Below are 20,347 nucleotides of genomic sequence, written 5' to 3' on the forward strand. Positions count from 1 at the left end.
AGCAATCCATAGGAGACTTTCATTCTGCCTAACCAAATCTATGGATTTTCAGTCCATAGTGGTTTAGTGTTTGGTTTGTAGTCTGCAGAAATGCCCCAGTTTATACAGGTCAAATAGCAATAAAGAAGGTTTGTCTGAAATTAATTGGGCAGTAATTTTATCTTCAAATAAATTAAAGAAATATGCAGTAAAGTGTATCAGTTTTAGTTTTTTCAGTAAAGAATACACAGTAATGATTTTGCTGTCTTTTAAATCTATTTTTTTGAAATTAACAATATAAACTAAGTTTTCAAGAGCAGTTTTTGTTTTATTCAAAAACAGATTCGAGGTCTCTAAATTTAAATGAAAAACAGGATTTTCTATATGGGTTACTTTAATATTGTTTGCTTCCAATGTTGTCATAAAGCATAAATCTTCGTAGCCGTATTGTGTGATATTTTCATCAAAAGGATATTGTGAAAAAAGCTTTTTTTTCAGCAGTAGATTAGAAGATAATGCCCTGCTGTTAGGTTTTTTTTTTCTTTTTTCTACAGAAAGTGATTCTCTTTTATGACCATAAATCCAACGCAATAGATGGTCTTTTTTTGGTTTATTTTGCTCGTAAAGTATTCCGCCAAAAATAATTGGATTGCTGCTTTTCTGAACTTCTAAAAGATAATTTTTTATAAAATCGGTACTTTGGGGAAAAGTATCGCAGTCTAAAATAAGCTGCCAGCTATACTTTGATTTCCGTGACATCTTGTTGATGTTTTTTCCTCTTCCTAAATTTGTTTCATTAGAAGAAAAACAACAGTTATCTAAGGAATTTATTTCGTTGTTTTCAGCTAAAAAAACATTGGAAGCATCATCCTGACAGATTATTTCATATTCCAAATTACATTCTGAACACTGCTTATGTAATTCCAAAACTAATGGTAAAGCATTGTAATTGTAAACCGGAATAAGAATAGAAATCATTATACCGTTCTTTGAACTACTTCAAAAATAGTCGCGTCCTCACATTTTAAGGTTTTGTATGGGTATTTCATCAGCAAAGCATAATCGTGAGTAGCCATGATGACTGTTTTGCCTAAGGCATTGATTTGTCTTAAAACTTCAAGGACTTCGATGCTGGTTTGCGGGTCAAGGTTTCCTGTTGGTTCATCGGCAAGAATAAATTCCGGATCATTTAATAAAGCTCTTGCAATGGCAACACGCTGCTGCTCACCGCCAGATAATTGATGTGGCATTTTATTTGCAAAATCTTTCATATTTACTTTTGCTAATACTTCTTCGATTTTAGCGTCCATTTCTGCCTTGTCAGTCCAGCCTGTTGCTTTCAAAACAAAAAGCATATTGTCTTGTACAGTACGGTCTGGCAGTAATTTGAAATCCTGAAAAACAATTCCAAACTTTCTCCTCAAAAACGGAATATCTTCTTCTTTTAAAGTTGCCAAATCAAATTCTACAATCTTGCCTTCGCCTTCAGTTAATGGCAAATCAGCATATAGTGTTTTTAATAAACTGCTTTTTCCAGAACCTGTTTTCCCGATGATGTAGATAAATTCGCCGTGAGTAACTTCTAAATTAACATCAGATAAAATAGTTTTCCCTTCTTGATATATGTTTACGTTTTTTAAAGACAGTACCGATTGAGCCATGATAGAATTTGTTTATTGGGTAAAAGTAAAAAATCAAATTTCAAAAAACAAAAATCAAATGACAAAACTCAAAACTCAAAAAAACAAATTTCAAAGAAAGCAAATTCAGATTTGCGTTTAGCTCCCCTCTCCTTTGGAGAGGAGTCGGGGGTGAGGAAAAATAATTTATAATAAAAACGTCTCGGCTTCCGTTATAAAATCAGAATTAAATATCTTTGATTGACTAAATAAAACAACAATGCGTATACCTATCAGGCTTTTTTCATTCCTTTTTTTTGTTCCAATAACCTCTCTGTTTTCTCAGCAATCGACCGTTTATACATACTCATTAAAAGACTTCGACAAAGCGGTTTCATTGTATGAAGATCAGCAGTATGCGTCGGCACAAATTATTTTTAAACAGGTAAAAGAGAAAGCTACGACCGAAGGATTACAGTCTGATTGTGCTTACTATATTGCCAATTGTGCCATTCGTACCGATCAGGATAATGCCGAAGAACTTATTAATCGTTTTGTGGAAGAATACCCGTCAAGCCGAAAACAAAATCAGGCTTTTATCGATGTTGCCTATTACTATTTCGACCATAAAGAATATAAAGAAGCGATGCACTGGTTTGAAAGAGTGGATGAAAGTGTTTTGAAGGACAGTGAAAAAAACAAATTCAATTTCCAAAAAGGATATACTTATTTTGATGCCAAAAATCCAAAAAAAGCAAAAAGTTATTTCAGCAGAGTAACCGATTCCGATGAATATGGCACACAAAGTAAATATTATATGGGTTTCATGGCGTATGAATCTGATGATTATGCGGAAGCCAACAAGCAGTTTGATCAGGTTTCGGGCAATGAAAAATATGCCGAGAAATTATCTTACTACAAATCAGATATGAGTTTCAAGGCTGGAGAGTTTCAAAAAGCTATTGATTTGGGTATTAAAGCAATGTCAAAATCAACTCCCGAGGAAAAATCAGAATTGAATAAAATTATCGGCGAAAGCTATTTTAACTTAAAACAATATGATAAGGCAATTCCTTATTTGGTGGGTTATAAAGGTAAAAATGGAAAATGGAACAACACCGATTTCTATCAGTTGGGATATGCGTATTATGTGCAGAAAGATTATGAAAATGCCGTTTCGCAATTCAATAAAATTATTGATGGGAATGATTTCATAGCGCAGAATGCCTATTATCATTTAGGAGAAAGTTATTTGGAATCTGGGAAAAAGCAACAGGCTTTGAATGCTTTCAAGAATGCCTCGGAAATGAATTTCAATTTAAAACTGCAGGAAGATGCGAGTTTTAATTATGCCAAACTGAGCTACGAAATTGGTAATTCCTACCAGACTGTTCCCGAAGTTTTGCTGGCTTTTATGACTAAATATCCAACGAATCCTAATAATAATCTGATAGAAAAATTATTGATTGACTCTTATATTTCGTCCAAAAACTATAAGGAAGCATTGGTTTTATTAGAAAAAAATAAAACTTCCGAAAATAGAGCAGTTTACCAAAAAGTAGCTTTTTACAGAGGATTGGAATTGTATACTAATAGTGATTATTTTGGTTCTATTGCAATGTTCGAAAAAGGATTGAAAGAACAAAAAGATGCTGTAATTACCGCCCGTACCACTTTCTGGAAAGCCGAATCCGAATATAATTTGGAAAATTTCAAAGACGCTTTAGCAAGTTATCAGCAGTTTGTGGATTTGCCAAAAGCGAAAGAAACGGCTGAGTTCAAAAACATTAATTACAATATTGCCTACGCCAATTTCAAATTGAAAGAATATGATACCGCAGGTGATTTTTTCCAAAAACAAATAGAAAACAACAAGGCAGATAAATTTCGTCTGAATGATTCGTATCTGCGATTGGCCGACTGCCGATTTGTAACGACTAAATATCAGGTGGCTTTGGATGCCTACATTAAGGTAATTGAATCTAAAAGTGTAGATGCTGATTATGCCTATTTCCAGAAAGCGCTTTGCTATGGTTTCCTTTTGAAAAACAGTAAAAAGATCGAAGAACTGAATGCGTTTTTGACATTATATCCAAAATCAGATTATCAGGACGATGTTTTATTTGAACTTGGAAATACGTATGTGGCAGAGAACAAACAGGACTTAGCGATTAAAGCTTATGATAAGTTAATTGCAGGTTTTAAAAGCAGTTCTTACACGTCAAAATCTATTTTGCGTCAGGGATTGATTTATTATAATTCGGATAAAGATGACCTGGCTATTGCTAAATTTAAAAAAGTGGCTTCCGATTTCCCTAAAACTCCCGAAGCCTACGAAGCCGTTGCTACAGCCCGCTTGATTTATGTCGATAACGGAAAAGTGGATGAATATGCTTCTTGGGTACGTACTTTGGATTTTGTTGCTGTGACTGATTTGGAATTAGATAATGATTCTTTTGAAGCTTCGCAAAAACAATTGGAACAAGGAAATACGAAGCAGGCTATTTCAGGTTTTAGCAATTATGTGGCTAAGTTCCCGAATGGAGTTCATATTCTGCAGGCTAATTTTCAGTTGGCACAGCTGTATTTTACTGAAGGTTCAGAGAGCAAATCGATTCCTAATTATGAATATGTAATCAGTCAGCCACGATGCGAATACACCGAACAGTCTTTGGTGCGATTGGCGCAGATTTTTTTGAAAGCTAAAAATTGCGACAAAACTATTTCTGTTTTGACCCGTATTGAAAATGAAGCCGATTTTCCGCAGAATAAAACTTTTGCGCAGGCGAACTTGATGAAGTGTTATTACGAAACCAAGAATTATACAAATTCAGTTGTATATGCTGATAAAGTTCTGGCTAATCCAAAAGCGGAAGAAAATGTAAAAAGCGACGCTCAGATTATTGTGGCACGTTCAGCAATGCAGACAGGTGATGAAGCGAAAGCCAAAACCGCTTACGCAAAATTAATGACCGTAAGCAAAGGAGAATTATCTGCAGAAGCATTGTATTATGACGCTTATTTTAAAAACAAAGACGGGAAATTTGAACTTTCGAATACTGCGATTCAAAAATTAGCCAAAAATTATTCGAGTTACCGTTATTATGGAGCCAAAGGTTTGATCTTGATGGCAAAAAATTACTATGGCTTGAAAGACAGTTATCAGGCAACTTATGTTTTGGACAATGTAATCGAAAATTTCACCGACTATTCGGATGTGGTTGAAGAAGCAAAAACAGAACTGAATAAAATAAAAACCGAGGAAGCCAAAACGAATTCATCAATTAAAGGTTAGATTTTAGAAATTAGAGAATAGAAAATAGATAAAAGATGATAATCAAAAATATAAAAACATTCATAAATAAGTTATCAACGTCTTTAACTCCCCCTCCTTCGGAGGGGGCTGGGGGGAGGTTTTGGGTGGGACTTTTCCTTTTACTGCTTACTCAATTTTCATTTGCTCAGGATAAAAAGGATAATATTGGCACAGAAGTCGTGAATGTGGTAAAACCATATACGCCTACAATTTCGGATGCTTTCAAGGTAAAAGAAGTTCCAGCCAGCATTAATACTGATGAAAATGCTAAAAAAGAAAACGTAAATTATTCGATTCTGCCTTTTCCGGTTGCTTCGACATTTGCTCCTGCCAAAGGAAATGCGCAAGGTGTGGAAAAAGGAAAACAGGAACGTTTGTTTAAGAATTATGCAACGCTCGGTATTGGAAATTATGGACGTTTGAATGCAGAATTATACGTAAATGAAGACCTTAATAATAATGAATATGTAAGCGGAATGTTTCGCCATAATTCATCTCAGGGAGATATTAAAGATGTGCTTCTTGACAATTTCTATTATGATACCAAAATTGATTTGATGTATGGTTCTAATGAACAAGATATGACATGGAATATAAAAGCAGGATATCAAAATCAGATTTACAATTGGTATGGATTACCTGCTAATTTCGGAAGTACTTTGACACCGCCGGCAGATATGGCTCTGATTTATGGCATAAAACCGCAACAATCTTATAATACATTAACTGCAGGCGGTTCCATGGCTTTTGAAAATGGAATTCTAAATGATGTGACTATTGATTTTACACATTTTACAGATGATTTTAGTTCAGCCGAGAATCGTTTTTTGCTGGCTCCGACTTTTAAATTTGACGTTATGGACGAAGCCATAAAAACAAAGATTTTTGTTGATTATATTGACGGAAGTTTTAAGAAGGATTATTCGGGAACTAATACTGCCGATATTAAATATGGCTTTACTAATTTAGGAATAGTACCGAGTTTCGTAATGAAAAGAGATGATTGGACGATTGATATCGGTGCAGGCTTAGTATATAGTGCGGGGAAAGATAACACCAGCAGTAAGTTTTATGTTTATCCGTCAGTTAAAGCTTCGTATAATGTAGTGAGTGATTTGATGATATTTTACGCGAATGCAATTGGTAATTTACAGCAGAACAACTATAAAGATTTTGTAGATGATAACCCTTATGTTTCGCCTGCATTGAATATTAAACCAACGAATGAGCTGTTTGATATTCAGGCTGGGTTAAAGGGAAAATTGGCGAGTACTGTGAGTTATGACGTAAAAGCATCCTATATACATGATGAAAATAAAGCATTGTTTAGAAGTAATGATTATACCGAAAAGAATACGAACGCTAATTATGGATTCGGAAACTCATTTAAAGTAGTGTATGATGATTTGACAACAATGCGTTTTTATGGCGAAATAAAAGCGGATTTAGCCAAAGGTGTAACCGTTGAAGCTGATGTAACAGTGAGCAGTTATACGAAAAAATCAGAGCAGGAAGCATGGGATTTACCAGAACTTCAATTGAATGGTAAAGCAGATTTTATGATTACTAATAAATGGTTTGCAGGCGTAAATTTGTTTTATGTTGGCGAGCGTAAAGATTATCAGCTGAATACCGATATTGTTTATGTTACTGCTCCAAGCCCAATTACACTTGATGGTTATTTTGATTTGAATGCCAATGTGCGATACAAACATAATGACAGATTTACTGCCTTTTTGAAAGCCAATAATATTTTGAATAATGACTATCAAAAATGGCTAAATTATCAAGTTCAGGGCTTTCAGTTGATGGTTGGAGGGAATTATAAATTTGATTTTTAAGGACTAAGTTTCTGAGTTACTAAGACGCTAAGCTTCTAAGTTTTTTCAAGGGTTATAATATTAATAGATTTAATAACTTAGCATCTTCGTAATTCAGAGTCTTAGTAACTTAGTGACTCAGCAACTCAGCAACTTTTCCATAATGACTTTCAAACAAAAAATACACCAATATTATTCACAATTAGTTCAGGATAGAATCGATGCTTTCCGCGACATGATTTCAGGGTTAACCGAAGATTCAAAGAACGATGCCAAAGGTTCTGCAGGCGATAAACATGAAACCGCTTTGTCTATGATGCACATTGAGCAGGAAAAAATCAATCACAAACTGAAAGAAGTTTTGGCTCAAAAAAGCGTTCTGGACAAAATTGACCCAACTACAATTGCCAAAACCATTATCGTCGGAAGTTTGGTCAAAGCCAACGGAATTTATTTGTATCTGTCTTTGGCTTTGCCAAAAATCAATATTGAAGGAATTAATGTCATTGCACTTTCTCCGCAATCTCCGCTGGGAAATAAGTTAATGGGAAATACCGTTGGTTTTACTTTTGAAATTAATGGGACGAAGTATTTGATTGAGAGTGTTGAATAAAATCAGCTTTAAATCTCAGTTGTTTAAAATTATAATTTGCGATCCGAGTGATAGCGAATAGTCAAAGCAATTTGCGGTGAAAAATAATAACCGAGAATTCGCAAATTTTTATATGTTTCTTTAATATTTTGCTTTTTTGTTTGAAATCTTTCACAACACCATCATATATTATAACAAAATTAAACATAATGTTAAATCGATGTGTTCTTTCACAGAAAACCGTTCAATTCATTAAAAAATAGAAATCCCTAAAAAAACTTTTTGTAATTTCGCGTGCTTAAAAGTTTGACTTTAAAACTACGTAAAATTATGAGTAAAATAATGACAGTCGACATCTTGTCGAGTATTAAGGGAGCACAGCCTTCGGAGAGCGTGAACAAATTATTTGATGTGATTAAAAATGCAAATTCATCAAATGATAATTCCTTAAATAATGTCAATCGTAATTGTGTGTCAGTAAATAATTTAAGAGAAGATGTTGTGATAGAGAGTTCGGCTATTGAGAAACAGATTATTTTAGAAAATTTCCCGAACAAGAAAAATGGTTTTTTAGTGGTTGCAAAAGTTATAGAAGGATAAAATGGATTCTCAGATAAAAAAAATACACCAGCAATTGGTGTCAAAACAGATAAACTGTACGGCTCTTGTACAGGAAAAATTAGACTTACTTAAACAAAATACATACAACTCTGTAAACTCTGTTTTGGATACTTTGGCTTTGGAATTAGCTTCTAAAGTTGATGCTAAAATTGCCAACGGAGAAACAATTGGTCTTTTGGAAGGAATTCCTTTTGGGATCAAAGATGTGTTTATGGTACAGGGAACTTACACTACAGCAAGTTCTGATTTGCTGAAAAATTATAAATCACCATACACTGCTACTGCCATTCAGAAATTATTGGATGCAGGAGCAATTCCATTGGTTAAAGAAAACTGCGACAGTTTTGGTCACGGATCATCTAGTGAAAATACTATTTTCGGTGCTGTAAAAAATGCCGTTGATCCGGCTTTGGTTGCGGGAGGTTCAAGCGGAGGTTCTGCCGTGAACGTTGCCAAAGAATATACTGTTTTCTCAATTGGCGGTGATACTGGAGGTTCTGTTCGTCAGCCTGCCGGTTACAATCATATTTATGGTTTGAAACCAACTTACGGTAGAGTTTCAAGATACGGTTTGATGGCTTATGCATCTTCTACGGATTGCGTTGGACCATTAGCAAAATCAATTGAAGACATCCGAATCGTGCTGAATGTAATGAGCGGAAAAGATCCAAAAGATCAAACTTCTATTGCTTCAAACGAAATTAGTGAAGAAGCAATCGCGGCTTCAACTGTGAAAACGGTTGGTTATTTTAAAAACTTTATCGAAAGTGAAGCAATCGATTCTCAAATAAAAGCAGATTTTTTAGCAAGTATTGAAAAGATAAAAGCTAAAGGAATCGCCGTAAAAGAATTGGATTTCTTTAAAACTGATATTTTGGTTTCAACTTATTATACTTTGGCAATGGCCGAAACAGCTTCGAATTTATCCCGTTTGGACGGAACAAATTATGGAAACCGTATCGAAGGTGATAATTTGATTGACAGCTATGCAGTAACACGTTCAGAGAACTTTTCAGAAGAGACAAAACGCAGAATCGTAGGTGGAAACCAAGTATTGTCTCAAGGTTTTTCAGATGAAATCTATTTGAAAGGACTGGCTTTGAGAGATCAGATTTCGGAGAACTTCAGTAAAGATTTTGAAGAAGTTGATATCATTCTATCGCCAGTTACACCAAGTACGCCTCCAAAAATAGGAGACAGTTTAAAGGATCCGCATGCAATGTATTTGTCGGATGCTTATACGGTTGGTTTTAGTTTAGGACAATTACCAACTTTAACAGTGCCACAAGGAACAACTACAGGACTGCAGATTACCGCAGCAAAAAATAATGACGAATTAGTGATGCAGTTTGCTAACTTCTTAAAAGATACAATATAATGGAATTGGAACAATTAACATCGGCTTTAAAAGCCCACGATTTAGAATTGGTAATCGGACTGGAAACTCACGTTCGATTGAATACCAAAACCAAGTTGTTTTGTTCTTGTCCAAATCAAGAAATTGAAACACCTAACCAAAATATATGTTCGGTTTGTACTGGACAAATGGGGGTTCTGCCTGCCGTAAATAAAGAAGCGGTTACAAAAGCCATTTATTTTGGAAAAGCGGTTGATTCGTCTTTTAGTAATGAAATTATTTCTTGGGACAGAAAACATTACGAGTATCCGGATAACCCAAAAAACATTCAGATTACGCAGTTTCACAATCCGATAATCCCTGACGGACACGTTTCCTGCTATCGAAATGACGGTACGCAGTTTACGGTAAATTTAACTCAGGTTCATATCGAGGAAGATGCAGCCAAATTGATGCACGAAAAAAAGATTTCGTTAGTCGATTTTAACAAAGCAGGAGTTCCGTTGATTGAAATTGTCACGGAACCTTGTATTAGAAATATTGAAGACGCTTCAACTTATGCTCAATATATTCAGCGTATTGTTCAGAATTTAGGAATCTCTGAAGCTAACCTTGAAAAAGGAGAGTTCAAATCGGATGTTTCTGTGTCTTTGCGAAAAAAACACAGTTATGATTTGAATCCAAGAACCGAAATCAAAAACTTGAACTCGTTTAAGTTTATGGTGGAAGCTTTGAAAGAAGAAGTAGAAAAACAATTCAATTATTTTATAGAAAACAAAGAGTTTCGACCTGATCAAACGACGGTGCTTTGGGATGCTGATTTGAAGCAGACTAAAACAATGCGTAAAAAAGAATTTGAAGCGGATTACCGTTTTATTTCGGAACCAGATTTACCTTTTGTAAACATTAAAGCCGAAATTGAAGCGATTAAAGTAGATACAACTGCTTTGCCTTTTGCAGTTGAATCGATTCTGATAAATGGAGGCGTACTGCCACAGGATGCTAAATTTTTCACTGCAGATGCGATACGTTCCAAAACATTTGTAGAGATAAATAACGAAATTAAAGATCCTTCGTTTGTTGCTAAAACTTTAGCTAATAATATAAAGGCTGAAGAGTATGCTGAAATTCATAGTGTTGCTCAGTTAACCGATATTTTTAAATTATTTAAAGCTGAAAAAATTACAGCGGTTTTAGTCCAAAATGCGATTACTGGTTATTTAAAAGATCGAACTTTTGATTACAACAAATACTTTGAAGAAAACACGATTTCCGAAGATAAAATTCAGGAAGTTATTGCTAAAGTAATTGCAGAAAATGAGGCTGTTGCCAAAGATATTGCTGCAGGAGATCAAGGAAAAGCAGGTATTTTGGTTGGTAAAGTTTTAGGGATTATTGGAAAAGGAGCAAACGGAAAAGTAATCCGCCAGATTATTTTAGATAAATTATCTGCAGGGACAAATCGCGATTTGTCCGTGGATACAGCAGGGACAAGTCGCGACTTGTCCTTACCATCATCCATATCAAATTCAGAATCGAAAGGAATTCAGGAAGAGGTTTTGCCTGAAATTCCAATTATAATAAAAGACACCTACAGAACGCATAAAATCTCGCAATTATCAGAAGAGAGCATCAGTCAGGAAGTGATGTTGTCCGGATGGGTGGCGAGTGTTCGTGATCACGGTGAATTGATGTTCATTGATTTGCGTGATTCAAGTTATGAAATTTTTCAGGTTCGTATTAGTAGAGAATCGTTTCCCAATATTGACGAGCTGGTGAAATTAAAACCGGAATCGGTGATTTCTGTAACCGGTAAAGTGGTTGGACGTAATGAAGACGACTACAATGCAGGATTGCGTACAGGTAAAATTGAATTAGAAACTTCGGTATTGGAGATTTTGAACTTGTCTAAAACATTGCCTTTTGAAATAAAAAGAGCGGCAAAAACAAATGAAACAGTTCGTTTTCAATACAAGTTTTTGGATCACAGAAATGATGAGGTAAGAAGAGCGATCGTGAATCGTCATAAAGTAATCAAGTTATTGCGAGATATTCTTGATGAAGAAGAATTCTTGGAAATCGAAACGCCAATTTTGAGCGCAGGAACCGATGAAGGAGCACGTGAATTTATTGTCCCTTCGCGTAAGCAGGCTGGAGCGTTTTATACGCTGCCACAAGCGCCTCAGCAGTTCAAACAGATGCTGATGGTAAGCGGTTATGAGAAATATTTCCAAGTAGCACGCTGCTTCAGAGACGAAGATTCCCGTGGAGATCGTCAGCCGGAATTTACGCAATTGGATATTGAAATGGCCTACGCAAGTATGCAGCAGATTATCGATTTGAACACTAAAATGTTTAATGAAGTAGTTAAAAAGATATACGGAAATAAATGGGTTTTGAAACCATTTGAAGTGATTACCTATAAAGAAGCAATGGATTTCTACGGCTGTGATCGGCCTGATTTGCGTTACGGTTTAAAAATGCAGGATATTACCGATATTGTAAAAGATACTACTTTCCAAGTATTCAGTAAACCAATTGAAGAAGGCGGAATTGTAAAATGTATCAAGGTTTCGGCCAAAGAACAAGGGAATAAGCGTATGTCTAAGGGGCAGATCGAAAACCTTACAGCGATTGCACAACAGCACGGTTTGGGAGGTTTGGCTTATATTATTGTAAACGAAGAAGAATTGCAGTCGCCGATTATTAAGTTCTTGGGTGAAGATATTGCAGCCGGAATCATAAAAGCGACCAATGCTGAAGTAGGTGATATTGTATTCTTCTCGGCGGCAGATTATGCAACGGCGAATAAAGCGTTGGATGCTGTTCGTCAGGAAATGGGTAAAATGTTACATTTGATTAATCCAAAGGAATTGCGTCCGGCCTGGGTGGTTGATTTCCCAATGTTTGAAAGAACTGACGAAGGAAGATGGACATTTACACACAATCCGTTCTCTATGCCGGCTGTTTATGATTTGGAAAAACATATGAAAGGTGATGACAGCGAAATAGGAACGATTATCGCACAGCAGTATGATTTAATTCTGAACGGCTACGAAATTGGTGGAGGGTCAGTTCGTGCACACAAATCGGAAATTTTGGAAGCAACTTATAGAAATATGGGGTACAACAAAGAAGAAATGATCAAAAGTGTTGGAACCATGTATAAAGCATTTCAGTACGGTGCACCGCCACACGGAGGAATCGCTTGGGGTATCGATCGTTTAATGATGATTTTGGAGAAAAAGACGTCTATTAGAGAAGTTATGGCTTTCCCGAAAACCGGAACCAGCGACGACTTATTATTTGGAGCACCAACACTGCTTTCGGATAAAAAAGTGGAAGAAATGAATGTTAGAATTATTAGATAGTTTTTAATCTATATATTTTTTTAAAAGGGTTTGTATTGAAAAATACAAACCCTTTTTTTATGGCTTGAGACCTGACAGGTTTTTAAAACCTGTCAGGTCTGATTTAGACAGCTACATTTACTGGAAAAAAAGCAAAAATGTTGATTTTTAGCCCCGATAGAAACGAAAATCCTTGTGGACTGGGGTTTAGTCCACAAGATTGAAGTGAATAGCGGGAGGATTCTTGTAAGAAAGTACAATGTTCTGCTTCAAAAAAGAATAATCAGACTTAGGCTGTTGGGCAGAAATTGCATTTTGGGTTTGATTTTTGTAATTGAATCTGATTTTTTTGTTGATACTGGAATTTAAACAGATATTTTCGTCTTTTTGTTAATAACTTAACAACTTAATATGTGATTTTAACCATTAAATCCTTTATGGTTTCTTATATTTGTTGTTAGACGAAAAACACATTTTTTAGATTAAATTATATGAGCGAAGAAATTAAGAAGGGCAATTATTCAGCAGACAGTATCCAAGCTTTAGAGGGAATGGAGCACGTGAGAATGCGTCCATCGATGTACATTGGAGATGTAGGTGTAAGAGGGTTACATCATTTAGTTTATGAAGTAGTAGATAACTCTATTGATGAGGCAATGGGAGGACATTGCGATTCAATCCGTGTTGATATCAATGAAGATGGTTCTATTACAGTTGAAGATAACGGCCGTGGTATTCCGGTAGATTTACATAAAAAAGAAGGGGTTTCTGCACTTGAGGTTGTAATGACTAAAATTGGTGCGGGAGGTAAATTTGATAAGGATTCTTATAAAGTTTCCGGAGGGCTTCACGGAGTTGGGGTTTCCTGCGTAAACGCGCTTTCGGTTCATATGAAATCGACTGTTTTTAGAGATGGCAAGATCTATGAGCAGGAATACGAAAGAGGAAAGGCAATGTATCCGGTAAAACAAATCGGTGAAACTGATAAAAGAGGTACGCAGCAGACTTTTTACCCTGACCCGATTATTTTTACGCAGACAACAGAGTTTTCATACGATACGCTTTCGGCCCGTATGCGTGAGCTGGCTTTCCTGAATAAAGGAATCACTATTGTTTTTACGGATAAAAGAGAAAAAGATAAAGAGGGTAACTTCGTTTCTGAAACATTTCACTCTACAGAAGGTTTAAAAGAATACATCAGATATTTAGACGGAAACCGTGAGCCGATTATTGCTCATGTGATTTCTATGGATCACGAAAAGGGAGAGATTCCTGTTGAAGTGGCTTTGATTTATAATACCAGTTATGGAGAAAACATTTTCTCTTATGTAAATAACATCAATACGCACGAGGGAGGAACACACCTGCAGGGTTTTAGGACTGGTCTTACAAGATCATTGAAGAAATATGCGGATTCATCAGGGATGCTGGATAAATTAAAGTTCGATATTTCCGGAGATGATTTCCGTGAAGGTCTTACTGCGATTATTTCGGTAAAAGTTGCCGAGCCTCAATTTGAGGGGCAAACCAAAACGAAACTTGGAAACCGGGAAGTGGTTTCTCCGGTGAGTCAGGCGGTGAGTGAAATGATTGAAAATTATCTGGAAGAAAATCCAAATGATGCCCGAATTATTGTTCAAAAAGTAATTTTGGCTGCGCAGGCCCGTCATGCGGCTAAGAAAGCGCGTGAGATGGTACAGCGTAAAACTGTAATGGGCGGCGGTGGACTTCCAGGGAAATTATCAGATTGTTCTGAGCAGGATCCTGCAAAATGTGAGGTGTATCTTGTCGAGGGAGATTCGGCAGGCGGAACGGCTAAGCAAGGTCGTGACCGTGCTTTTCAGGCTATTCTGCCATTGCGTGGTAAGATTTTGAACGTTGAAAAAGCGATGCATCACAAAGTTTTTGAAAACGAAGAAATTCGAAATATTTTCACGGCACTTGGAGTAACTGTTGGGACAGAAGAAGATAGTAAAGCTTTGAATATTTCAAAATTACGTTACCATAAAGTGATTATCATGTGTGATGCCGATGTCGATGGCAGCCACATTTCAACTTTGATTTTGACATTCTTCTTCCGTTTTATGAAGGAATTGATTGAAGAAGGACACGTATATATTGCCGCTCCTCCTTTATATTTAGTTAAAAAAGGAACGAAGAAAGAATATGCCTGGACAGATGTACAGCGCGATCAGGCGAACGAAAGAATGGGCGGCAGTGCTGCTATACAAAGATATAAAGGTCTTGGAGAGATGAACGCGGAGCAATTGTGGGAAACTACAATGGATCCGAATTTCAGAACACTGAGACAGGTTACGATAGACAGTTTGGTTGAAGCAGACAGAGTTTTTTCTATGTTAATGGGTGATGAAGTGCCTCCAAGGAGAGAGTTTATCGAGAAAAATGCAGTTTACGCAAATATCGATGCGTAGTTTTTAGAATGAGCTGTATTTTTCGTTTTTTGATTTGAAATTAATAAAAAAACAAATAAAAATGAAAGTTACCATTGTAGGAGCAGGGAATGTGGGAGCATCCTGTGCAGATTCAATTTCTTATAGAGGAATTGCAAGTGAAGTAGTGTTATTGGATATCAGAGAGGGTTTTGCCGAGGGTAAAGCTATGGATATCATGCAATGTGCTACAAACACTGGTTTTAATACCAATGTTTCTGGGGTTACCAATGATTATTCTAAAACAGCTAATAGTGATGTGGTTGTGATTACTTCGGGAATTCCAAGAAAACCTGGAATGACTAGAGAAGAATTAATCGGAATTAATGCAGGAATTGTTAAAACTGTTGCAGAGAATGTATTGGCTCATTCACCAAATTGTATTGTAGTTGTAGTTTCTAATCCGATGGATACAATGACATATTTGACATTGAAATCCACAGGTTTGCCAAAAAACAGAATTATCGGAATGGGCGGTGCTTTAGACAGCTCCCGTTTTAGATATTATTTATCTAAAGCATTGGACAAACCGTCTAATGATATTTCGGCAATGGTTATTGGGGGACACGGAGATACTACGATGATTCCTTTGACAAGATTGGCTGCTTATAATGGTATACCGGTATCTCAGTTTTTATCTCAGGAAGAATTAGATAAAGTTGCTGCAGCTACTATGGTTGGCGGAGCAACGCTTACGGGTTTATTAGGAACTTCGGCTTGGTATGCTCCAGGAGCTTCTGTTGCTTATTTGGTTGACAGTATTTTGAATGATCAAAAGAAAATGATTGCTTGTTCTGTTCTTGTAGAAGGAGAATATGGTCAAAATGATATTTGTATTGGAGTACCTTGTATTATAGGTAAAAACGGTGTAGAGCAAATTGTTGATATCGAATTGAATGATGCTGAGAAAGTAGCTTTTGCTAAAAGTGCTGAGGCAGTTAGAAACATGAATGCTGATTTGAAATCAGTTTTGGTATAATAATTTTCATAGGAAAAAAAGAAGACTGCAATTTTGCAGTCTTTTTTTTGATTTTAATTAATAAATTAATTGGTTAATCTTTCCGTTAATTATATATTTGCTCGGTTTAAAAAAAATGATATAAATCGTGAATCTCTTTTTTGTTTTTCAAAAATGACGTAATGGCTTATTTTATAGGGTTTAAAGCAAAAAATAATAAATAAAAATAATTAATTTTTAGTAGTAATGCAGAATAAAGGACTTATTAAATTTTTCGCAATTCTATTTGCATTGGTAAGTATTTACCAACTTTCTTTCACTTTTGTCTCGAGTAAAGTTAAAAGTGATGCAAAAACTTTTGCTGGCGGAAACCCGGAAAAAGAAGTAAAATATTTGGATTCAATTGGTAAAGAAAAAGTGTTTAGCTTAGGTTTTACTGATTTTACATTCAATGAGGTAAAAGATAAACAAATCAATAAAGGTCTTGACTTAGAAGGGGGAATCAACGTAACTCTTCAGATTTCTGTTAAAGACATTTTGAAAGGATTATCAAATAATTCGAAAAATCCAGTTTTTAATAAATCTTTGGCGGATGCTACTAAAAATCAACAAGGAAATCAGACCTATATAGATGCCTTCTTTGAAGCTTTTGAAGCGAATTCTAAAGGTTCTGTAAAATTAGCATCTCCAGAAATTTTTGCAAACAGAAGTCTGCAGGGTGACGGCGGTGTTACTTTTCAAATGTCAGATGCTCAGGTTCAAAAAGTAATCAAAAGAAAAGTTGATGAGTCTGTTGAAAGTGCTTTTAAAGTATTAAGAGAGCGTATAGACAAGTTTGGTGTTACACAGCCAAATATTCAAAAATTAGGTGAGTCAGGAAGAATTCTTGTAGAGCTTCCAGGTGCTAAAGATATTGACAGAATTAAAAAATTATTACAGAGTACAGCTCAATTAGAGTTTTGGGAAACATATAAAATTGAAGAAATTGGTAATTTCATCATGGCAGCTAATGAGGCTTTGAAGAAAACTGAAGTTGCTAAAACTCAAACTAAAACTGTTGCAAAAGATTCATTAAGTGCTTTATTGACTGATGCAAAAGATTCTACCGCTGCTAAAAAAGGAAATAATCCTATTATAGATAAAATTATTGCTCAAGGCGGAGGACCGGTTTTAGGTCTTTTCTCTCCAAAAGATACTGCTGTAATTAATTCTTATTTTAAAAGAGCTGATATCAGAATTTTGTTAGCCGGTGATCAGCGTTATGCAAAATTTGTTTGGGGAAAACCAACTACTATTAAAGATGCAAAAGAAAAAGAGGTTGAAGCTGTTGAATTATATGCTTTAAAAGGTAATAGGGATAACGTTGCCTCAATGGGCGGCGGAGTTGTAACAGATGCCAGCGATACATTTGACCAATTAGGAAAACCAGCGGTTTCTATGCAGATGAGCAACACTGGTGCAAAAGAATGGGAAGAATTAACAGGAAAAGCATATACTCAAAAAAGTAATATCGCTATCGTTCTTGATGATATTGTATATTCTGCTCCAGGTGTTTCCAGCGGACCAATTGCTGGGGGAAGATCTGAGATTTCTGGAAATTTTGATGTTACAGAAACTAAAGATTTAGCGAATGTATTAAGAGCTGGTAAATTACCGGCAGCAGCTGAAATTATCCAATCTGAAGTGGTAGGACCATCCTTAGGTCAGGAGGCTATTGATAATGGTACTAATTCTGCAGTTATTGGATTGTTATTAGTATCTCTTTGGATGATTATCTATTATGGTAAAGCAGGCTGGTATGCAAATATTGCTTTGGCAGTCAACTTATTATTTATGTTTGGTATTTTATCAAGCTTGGGTGCTGTGCTTACATTGCCTGGTATTGCGGGTATCGTTTTAACAATGGGTACTGCGGTGGATGCGAATATCATTATATATGAAAGAGCAAAAGAAGAATTAAGGGCCGGGAAAACTTTAGACGAAGCAGTGAAAGCTTCTTACAGTTGGACTGGAGCTATGCGCTCTATCGTTGATGCAAACGTAACCCACATTTTGACTGGAGCCGTGTTATTCATCTTTGGGTCTGGACCAATCAAAGGATTTGCTACTACTTTATTAATTGGTATTATTACCTCTTTATTTACTTCTATTTTTATTGCCAGAATTTTTATTGATAAAAATATTGCAGGTAAAAACGATTTGTCTTTCGTGACTAATTTCTCGAAAAACTTCTTTACTAATTTCCACTTTGATTTCTTGGGAATCAAAAAATGGACTTATCTTTTCTCTATTATTGTTACTATTGTTAGCATTGTATCGATTGCTACACATGGTTTTGATCAAGGCGTGGATTTCGTAGGAGGAAGAACTTTCCAAGTTCGTTTTGCTAAATCTATGGAGCCTGAAGAGGTTAAAGCTGAGTTAACCGCTGTATTTGGCAGTGCCGAAGCTAAAATATTTGGTAAAGACGATCAGTTAAAAATCACAACCAAATATAAAATTCAGGAAACAGGCAGTGCAGTTGACGAAGAGGTGAACAAAATGTTGTACCAGACTTTGAAAAAACATTATGCTGCTGATATGACTTATGATAAATTTGTAAAGACTTTTGATGGTAAAAAATTAGGTATTGTACAAGCTTCAAAAGTTGGACCAACAGTTGCAGAAGATATTAAAACAAATGCTTACTGGGCTGTTTTAGGAGCAATGCTTATTGTAGGTTTATATTTAGTAATCAGTTTCAGAAAATGGCAATATAGTTTAGGAGCTATCGCTGCTGTTGCGCATGACGTTATCTTTGTATTAGGAGTTTATTCATTACTTTGGAAATACATGCCTTTCGGAATGGAAATTGATCAGCACTTTATCGCTGCTATCCTGACAGTTATTGGTTACTCGATGAATGATACTGTAATTGTATACGACAGGGTACGTGAATTCTTGGATGGTAAAACAAAAGGAACTTTTGGAGAAATCGTTAACAAATCGATTAACTCTACAATGTCTAGAACAATCAATACTTCATTAACAATGATTTTTGTATTGCTGATTATGTTTATTTTTGGTGGAGAGTCTATCAGAGGATTTATCTTTGCAATGCTTATCGGTATTATCATTGGTACATATTCTTCATTATTTATTGCTACTCCTGTTTTGGTTGATACCATTTCTAAGGATGAGAAACATGATGTAGAAGTGAAACATCAGCAGGCATAATAAAACACTAAAGATTAATTATAAAAAAAGATTCAGTGAAAACTGAATCTTTTTTTTGCTCATTACTGAAAAGTTTATACGCTGTCTTTTTGATAAAAGCGCCTACATTATTTTTGTAAAAGTATCTTTTATCAATTGTATTTCATTTGTATAAATAGTTTTCTTTTTGCTGGCAAAGTAGAGTGTGTTTTTTAAAGGAGTTTTGCCTTCCCATAGAAGTTTTATTTTTCCGCTTACTAATTCTGACTTACATAAGAAATCTGGAATTACCGCCAGTCCGTTACTGTTGCTTAAACAGCGTACTATGGAGTTTAAATTTGGAACAATGTAATTTGGTCTGAAATCGGCATGTTTGTTGAAATTAAGCTGCCAAAAACGTCTTAAATGCTCCATATCTCCTGTAGTGCCATACCATCTTTGCATTTTTAGCCATTCTTCGATTTTTATGGGATCATTTTGTTTTTTTAAAATATCAAAATCATTCGAATCAGTTTCACTGCCTGCAATTAGAATTATGGTTTCCGATGAGAAAGCCTGATACTCGATAGCATTTTTAGAAATCATCTGCGGCGTGATGATTAAGTCCAAAATACCTTTGTCGAGGTTTTCAATCATTTCCGGATATTCCCCAAATTGAATAATCACATTAAACGGAAAGGTTGTTAAATAAGGTTCTAACGTAATTTGAAAAGTTTCAAAACACATTCCGATGCTGATAGTCGGGGTGTTTTTTTCAGTACTTCGCTGGAAATTTTTTTCGGCTTCTTCCAGTTTGCAAAGTGCATCGGTTATAAAGTTGTAAAGTACTTTTCCTTTTTCGGTTGGAACCATTTTTCGGCTGGTTCTGTCAAATAGTTTATAACCGACATAGCTTTCAAGCGAACTCAAATGCAGACTGACTCCTGGCTGTGAAATAAATAATGCTTCTGCCGCGCCAGTTAAGGTTCCTGTTTTGTAAACATATTTGAAAGTTCGATACCATTCTAGATTTACCATTTCATGCAGTTATTATAATTATGATACAAAGGTATGAATTATGTTATTTTAATAATACTTATTAGTGCCGTAA

12 protein-coding genes are annotated in these 20,347 nt (G+C 35.5%); 9 read left to right on the forward strand and 3 right to left on the reverse strand.

The genetic code is table 11. The features are described 5' to 3' along the window. Window positions 1–63 precede the first annotated feature (63 nt). A complete protein-coding gene (locus IRZ80_RS17250; protein WP_194642956.1) occupies window positions 64–957 on the reverse strand; it encodes a glycosyltransferase in 894 nt (297 codons plus the stop codon). Next, complete coding sequence (locus IRZ80_RS17255; protein ID WP_194642958.1) at window positions 957–1,640, reverse strand: cell division ATP-binding protein FtsE; 684 nt, start codon at window positions 1,638–1,640, stop codon at window positions 957–959. The genes IRZ80_RS17250 and IRZ80_RS17255 overlap by 1 nt, the downstream gene beginning before the upstream one ends. Window positions 1,641–1,878: 238 nt before the next feature. On the opposite strand from IRZ80_RS17255, the gene IRZ80_RS17260 reads away from it, so the two are divergent. The 9 genes from IRZ80_RS17260 to secDF all read left to right on the forward strand — a co-directional run bounded on the left by IRZ80_RS17260 (window position 1,879) and on the right by secDF (window position 19,278). After that, a complete protein-coding gene (locus IRZ80_RS17260; RefSeq protein ID WP_194642959.1) occupies window positions 1,879–4,893 on the forward strand; it encodes a tetratricopeptide repeat protein in 3,015 nt (1,004 codons plus the stop codon). Between the two features lie 35 nt (window positions 4,894–4,928). Continuing rightward, on the forward strand, window positions 4,929–6,755 hold the full coding sequence (locus IRZ80_RS17265; protein ID WP_228520941.1) for a TonB-dependent receptor: 1,827 nt from the start codon (window positions 4,929–4,931) through the stop codon (window positions 6,753–6,755). A 142-nt stretch (window positions 6,756–6,897) separates the two neighbouring features. Then, the gene (locus IRZ80_RS17270) at window positions 6,898–7,347 is read left to right on the forward strand and encodes a hypothetical protein (protein WP_194642962.1); all 450 of its coding nucleotides are present in this window, start codon (window positions 6,898–6,900) and stop codon (window positions 7,345–7,347) included. 309 nt (window positions 7,348–7,656) lie between these two features. Beyond that, a complete protein-coding gene (locus IRZ80_RS17275; RefSeq protein WP_194642964.1) occupies window positions 7,657–7,926 on the forward strand; it encodes an aspartyl/glutamyl-tRNA amidotransferase subunit C in 270 nt (89 codons plus the stop codon). Window position 7,927: 1 nt separating this feature from the next. Continuing rightward, the gene (locus IRZ80_RS17280) at window positions 7,928–9,325 is read left to right on the forward strand and encodes an amidase (RefSeq protein WP_194642966.1); all 1,398 of its coding nucleotides are present in this window, start codon (window positions 7,928–7,930) and stop codon (window positions 9,323–9,325) included. Next, complete coding sequence (gatB/aspS, locus tag IRZ80_RS17285; RefSeq protein ID WP_194642968.1) at window positions 9,325–12,675, forward strand: bifunctional amidotransferase subunit GatB/aspartate--tRNA ligase AspS; 3,351 nt, start codon at window positions 9,325–9,327, stop codon at window positions 12,673–12,675. Before IRZ80_RS17280 ends, gatB/aspS begins: the two co-directional genes overlap by 1 nt. A 470-nt stretch (window positions 12,676–13,145) precedes the next feature. Then, window positions 13,146–15,086 carry a DNA topoisomerase (ATP-hydrolyzing) subunit B gene (gyrB, locus tag IRZ80_RS17290; RefSeq protein WP_194642969.1) on the forward strand — a complete coding sequence of 647 codons (1,941 nt, stop codon included), beginning with the start codon at window positions 13,146–13,148 and terminating at the stop codon, window positions 15,084–15,086. A 61-nt stretch (window positions 15,087–15,147) separates the two neighbouring features. Beyond that, window positions 15,148–16,083, forward strand: a complete 936-nt coding sequence (locus tag IRZ80_RS17295; protein WP_194642971.1) for a malate dehydrogenase — start codon at window positions 15,148–15,150, stop codon at window positions 16,081–16,083. Window positions 16,084–16,308: 225 nt separating this feature from the next. Further along, complete coding sequence (secDF, locus tag IRZ80_RS17300; protein ID WP_194642973.1) at window positions 16,309–19,278, forward strand: protein translocase subunit SecDF; 2,970 nt, start codon at window positions 16,309–16,311, stop codon at window positions 19,276–19,278. Window positions 19,279–19,380: 102 nt separating this feature from the next. On the opposite strand, the gene IRZ80_RS17305 is transcribed toward secDF, so the two are convergent. Next, a complete protein-coding gene (locus IRZ80_RS17305) occupies window positions 19,381–20,274 on the reverse strand; it encodes a LysR family transcriptional regulator (RefSeq protein ID WP_194642975.1) in 894 nt (297 codons plus the stop codon). Between the last annotated feature and the right edge of the window lie 73 nt (window positions 20,275–20,347).

This window comes from Flavobacterium sp. HJJ (assembly GCF_015351475.1).
In the GTDB taxonomy this organism is placed as follows: Bacteria; Bacteroidota; Bacteroidia; order Flavobacteriales; family Flavobacteriaceae; genus Flavobacterium; species Flavobacterium marginilacus.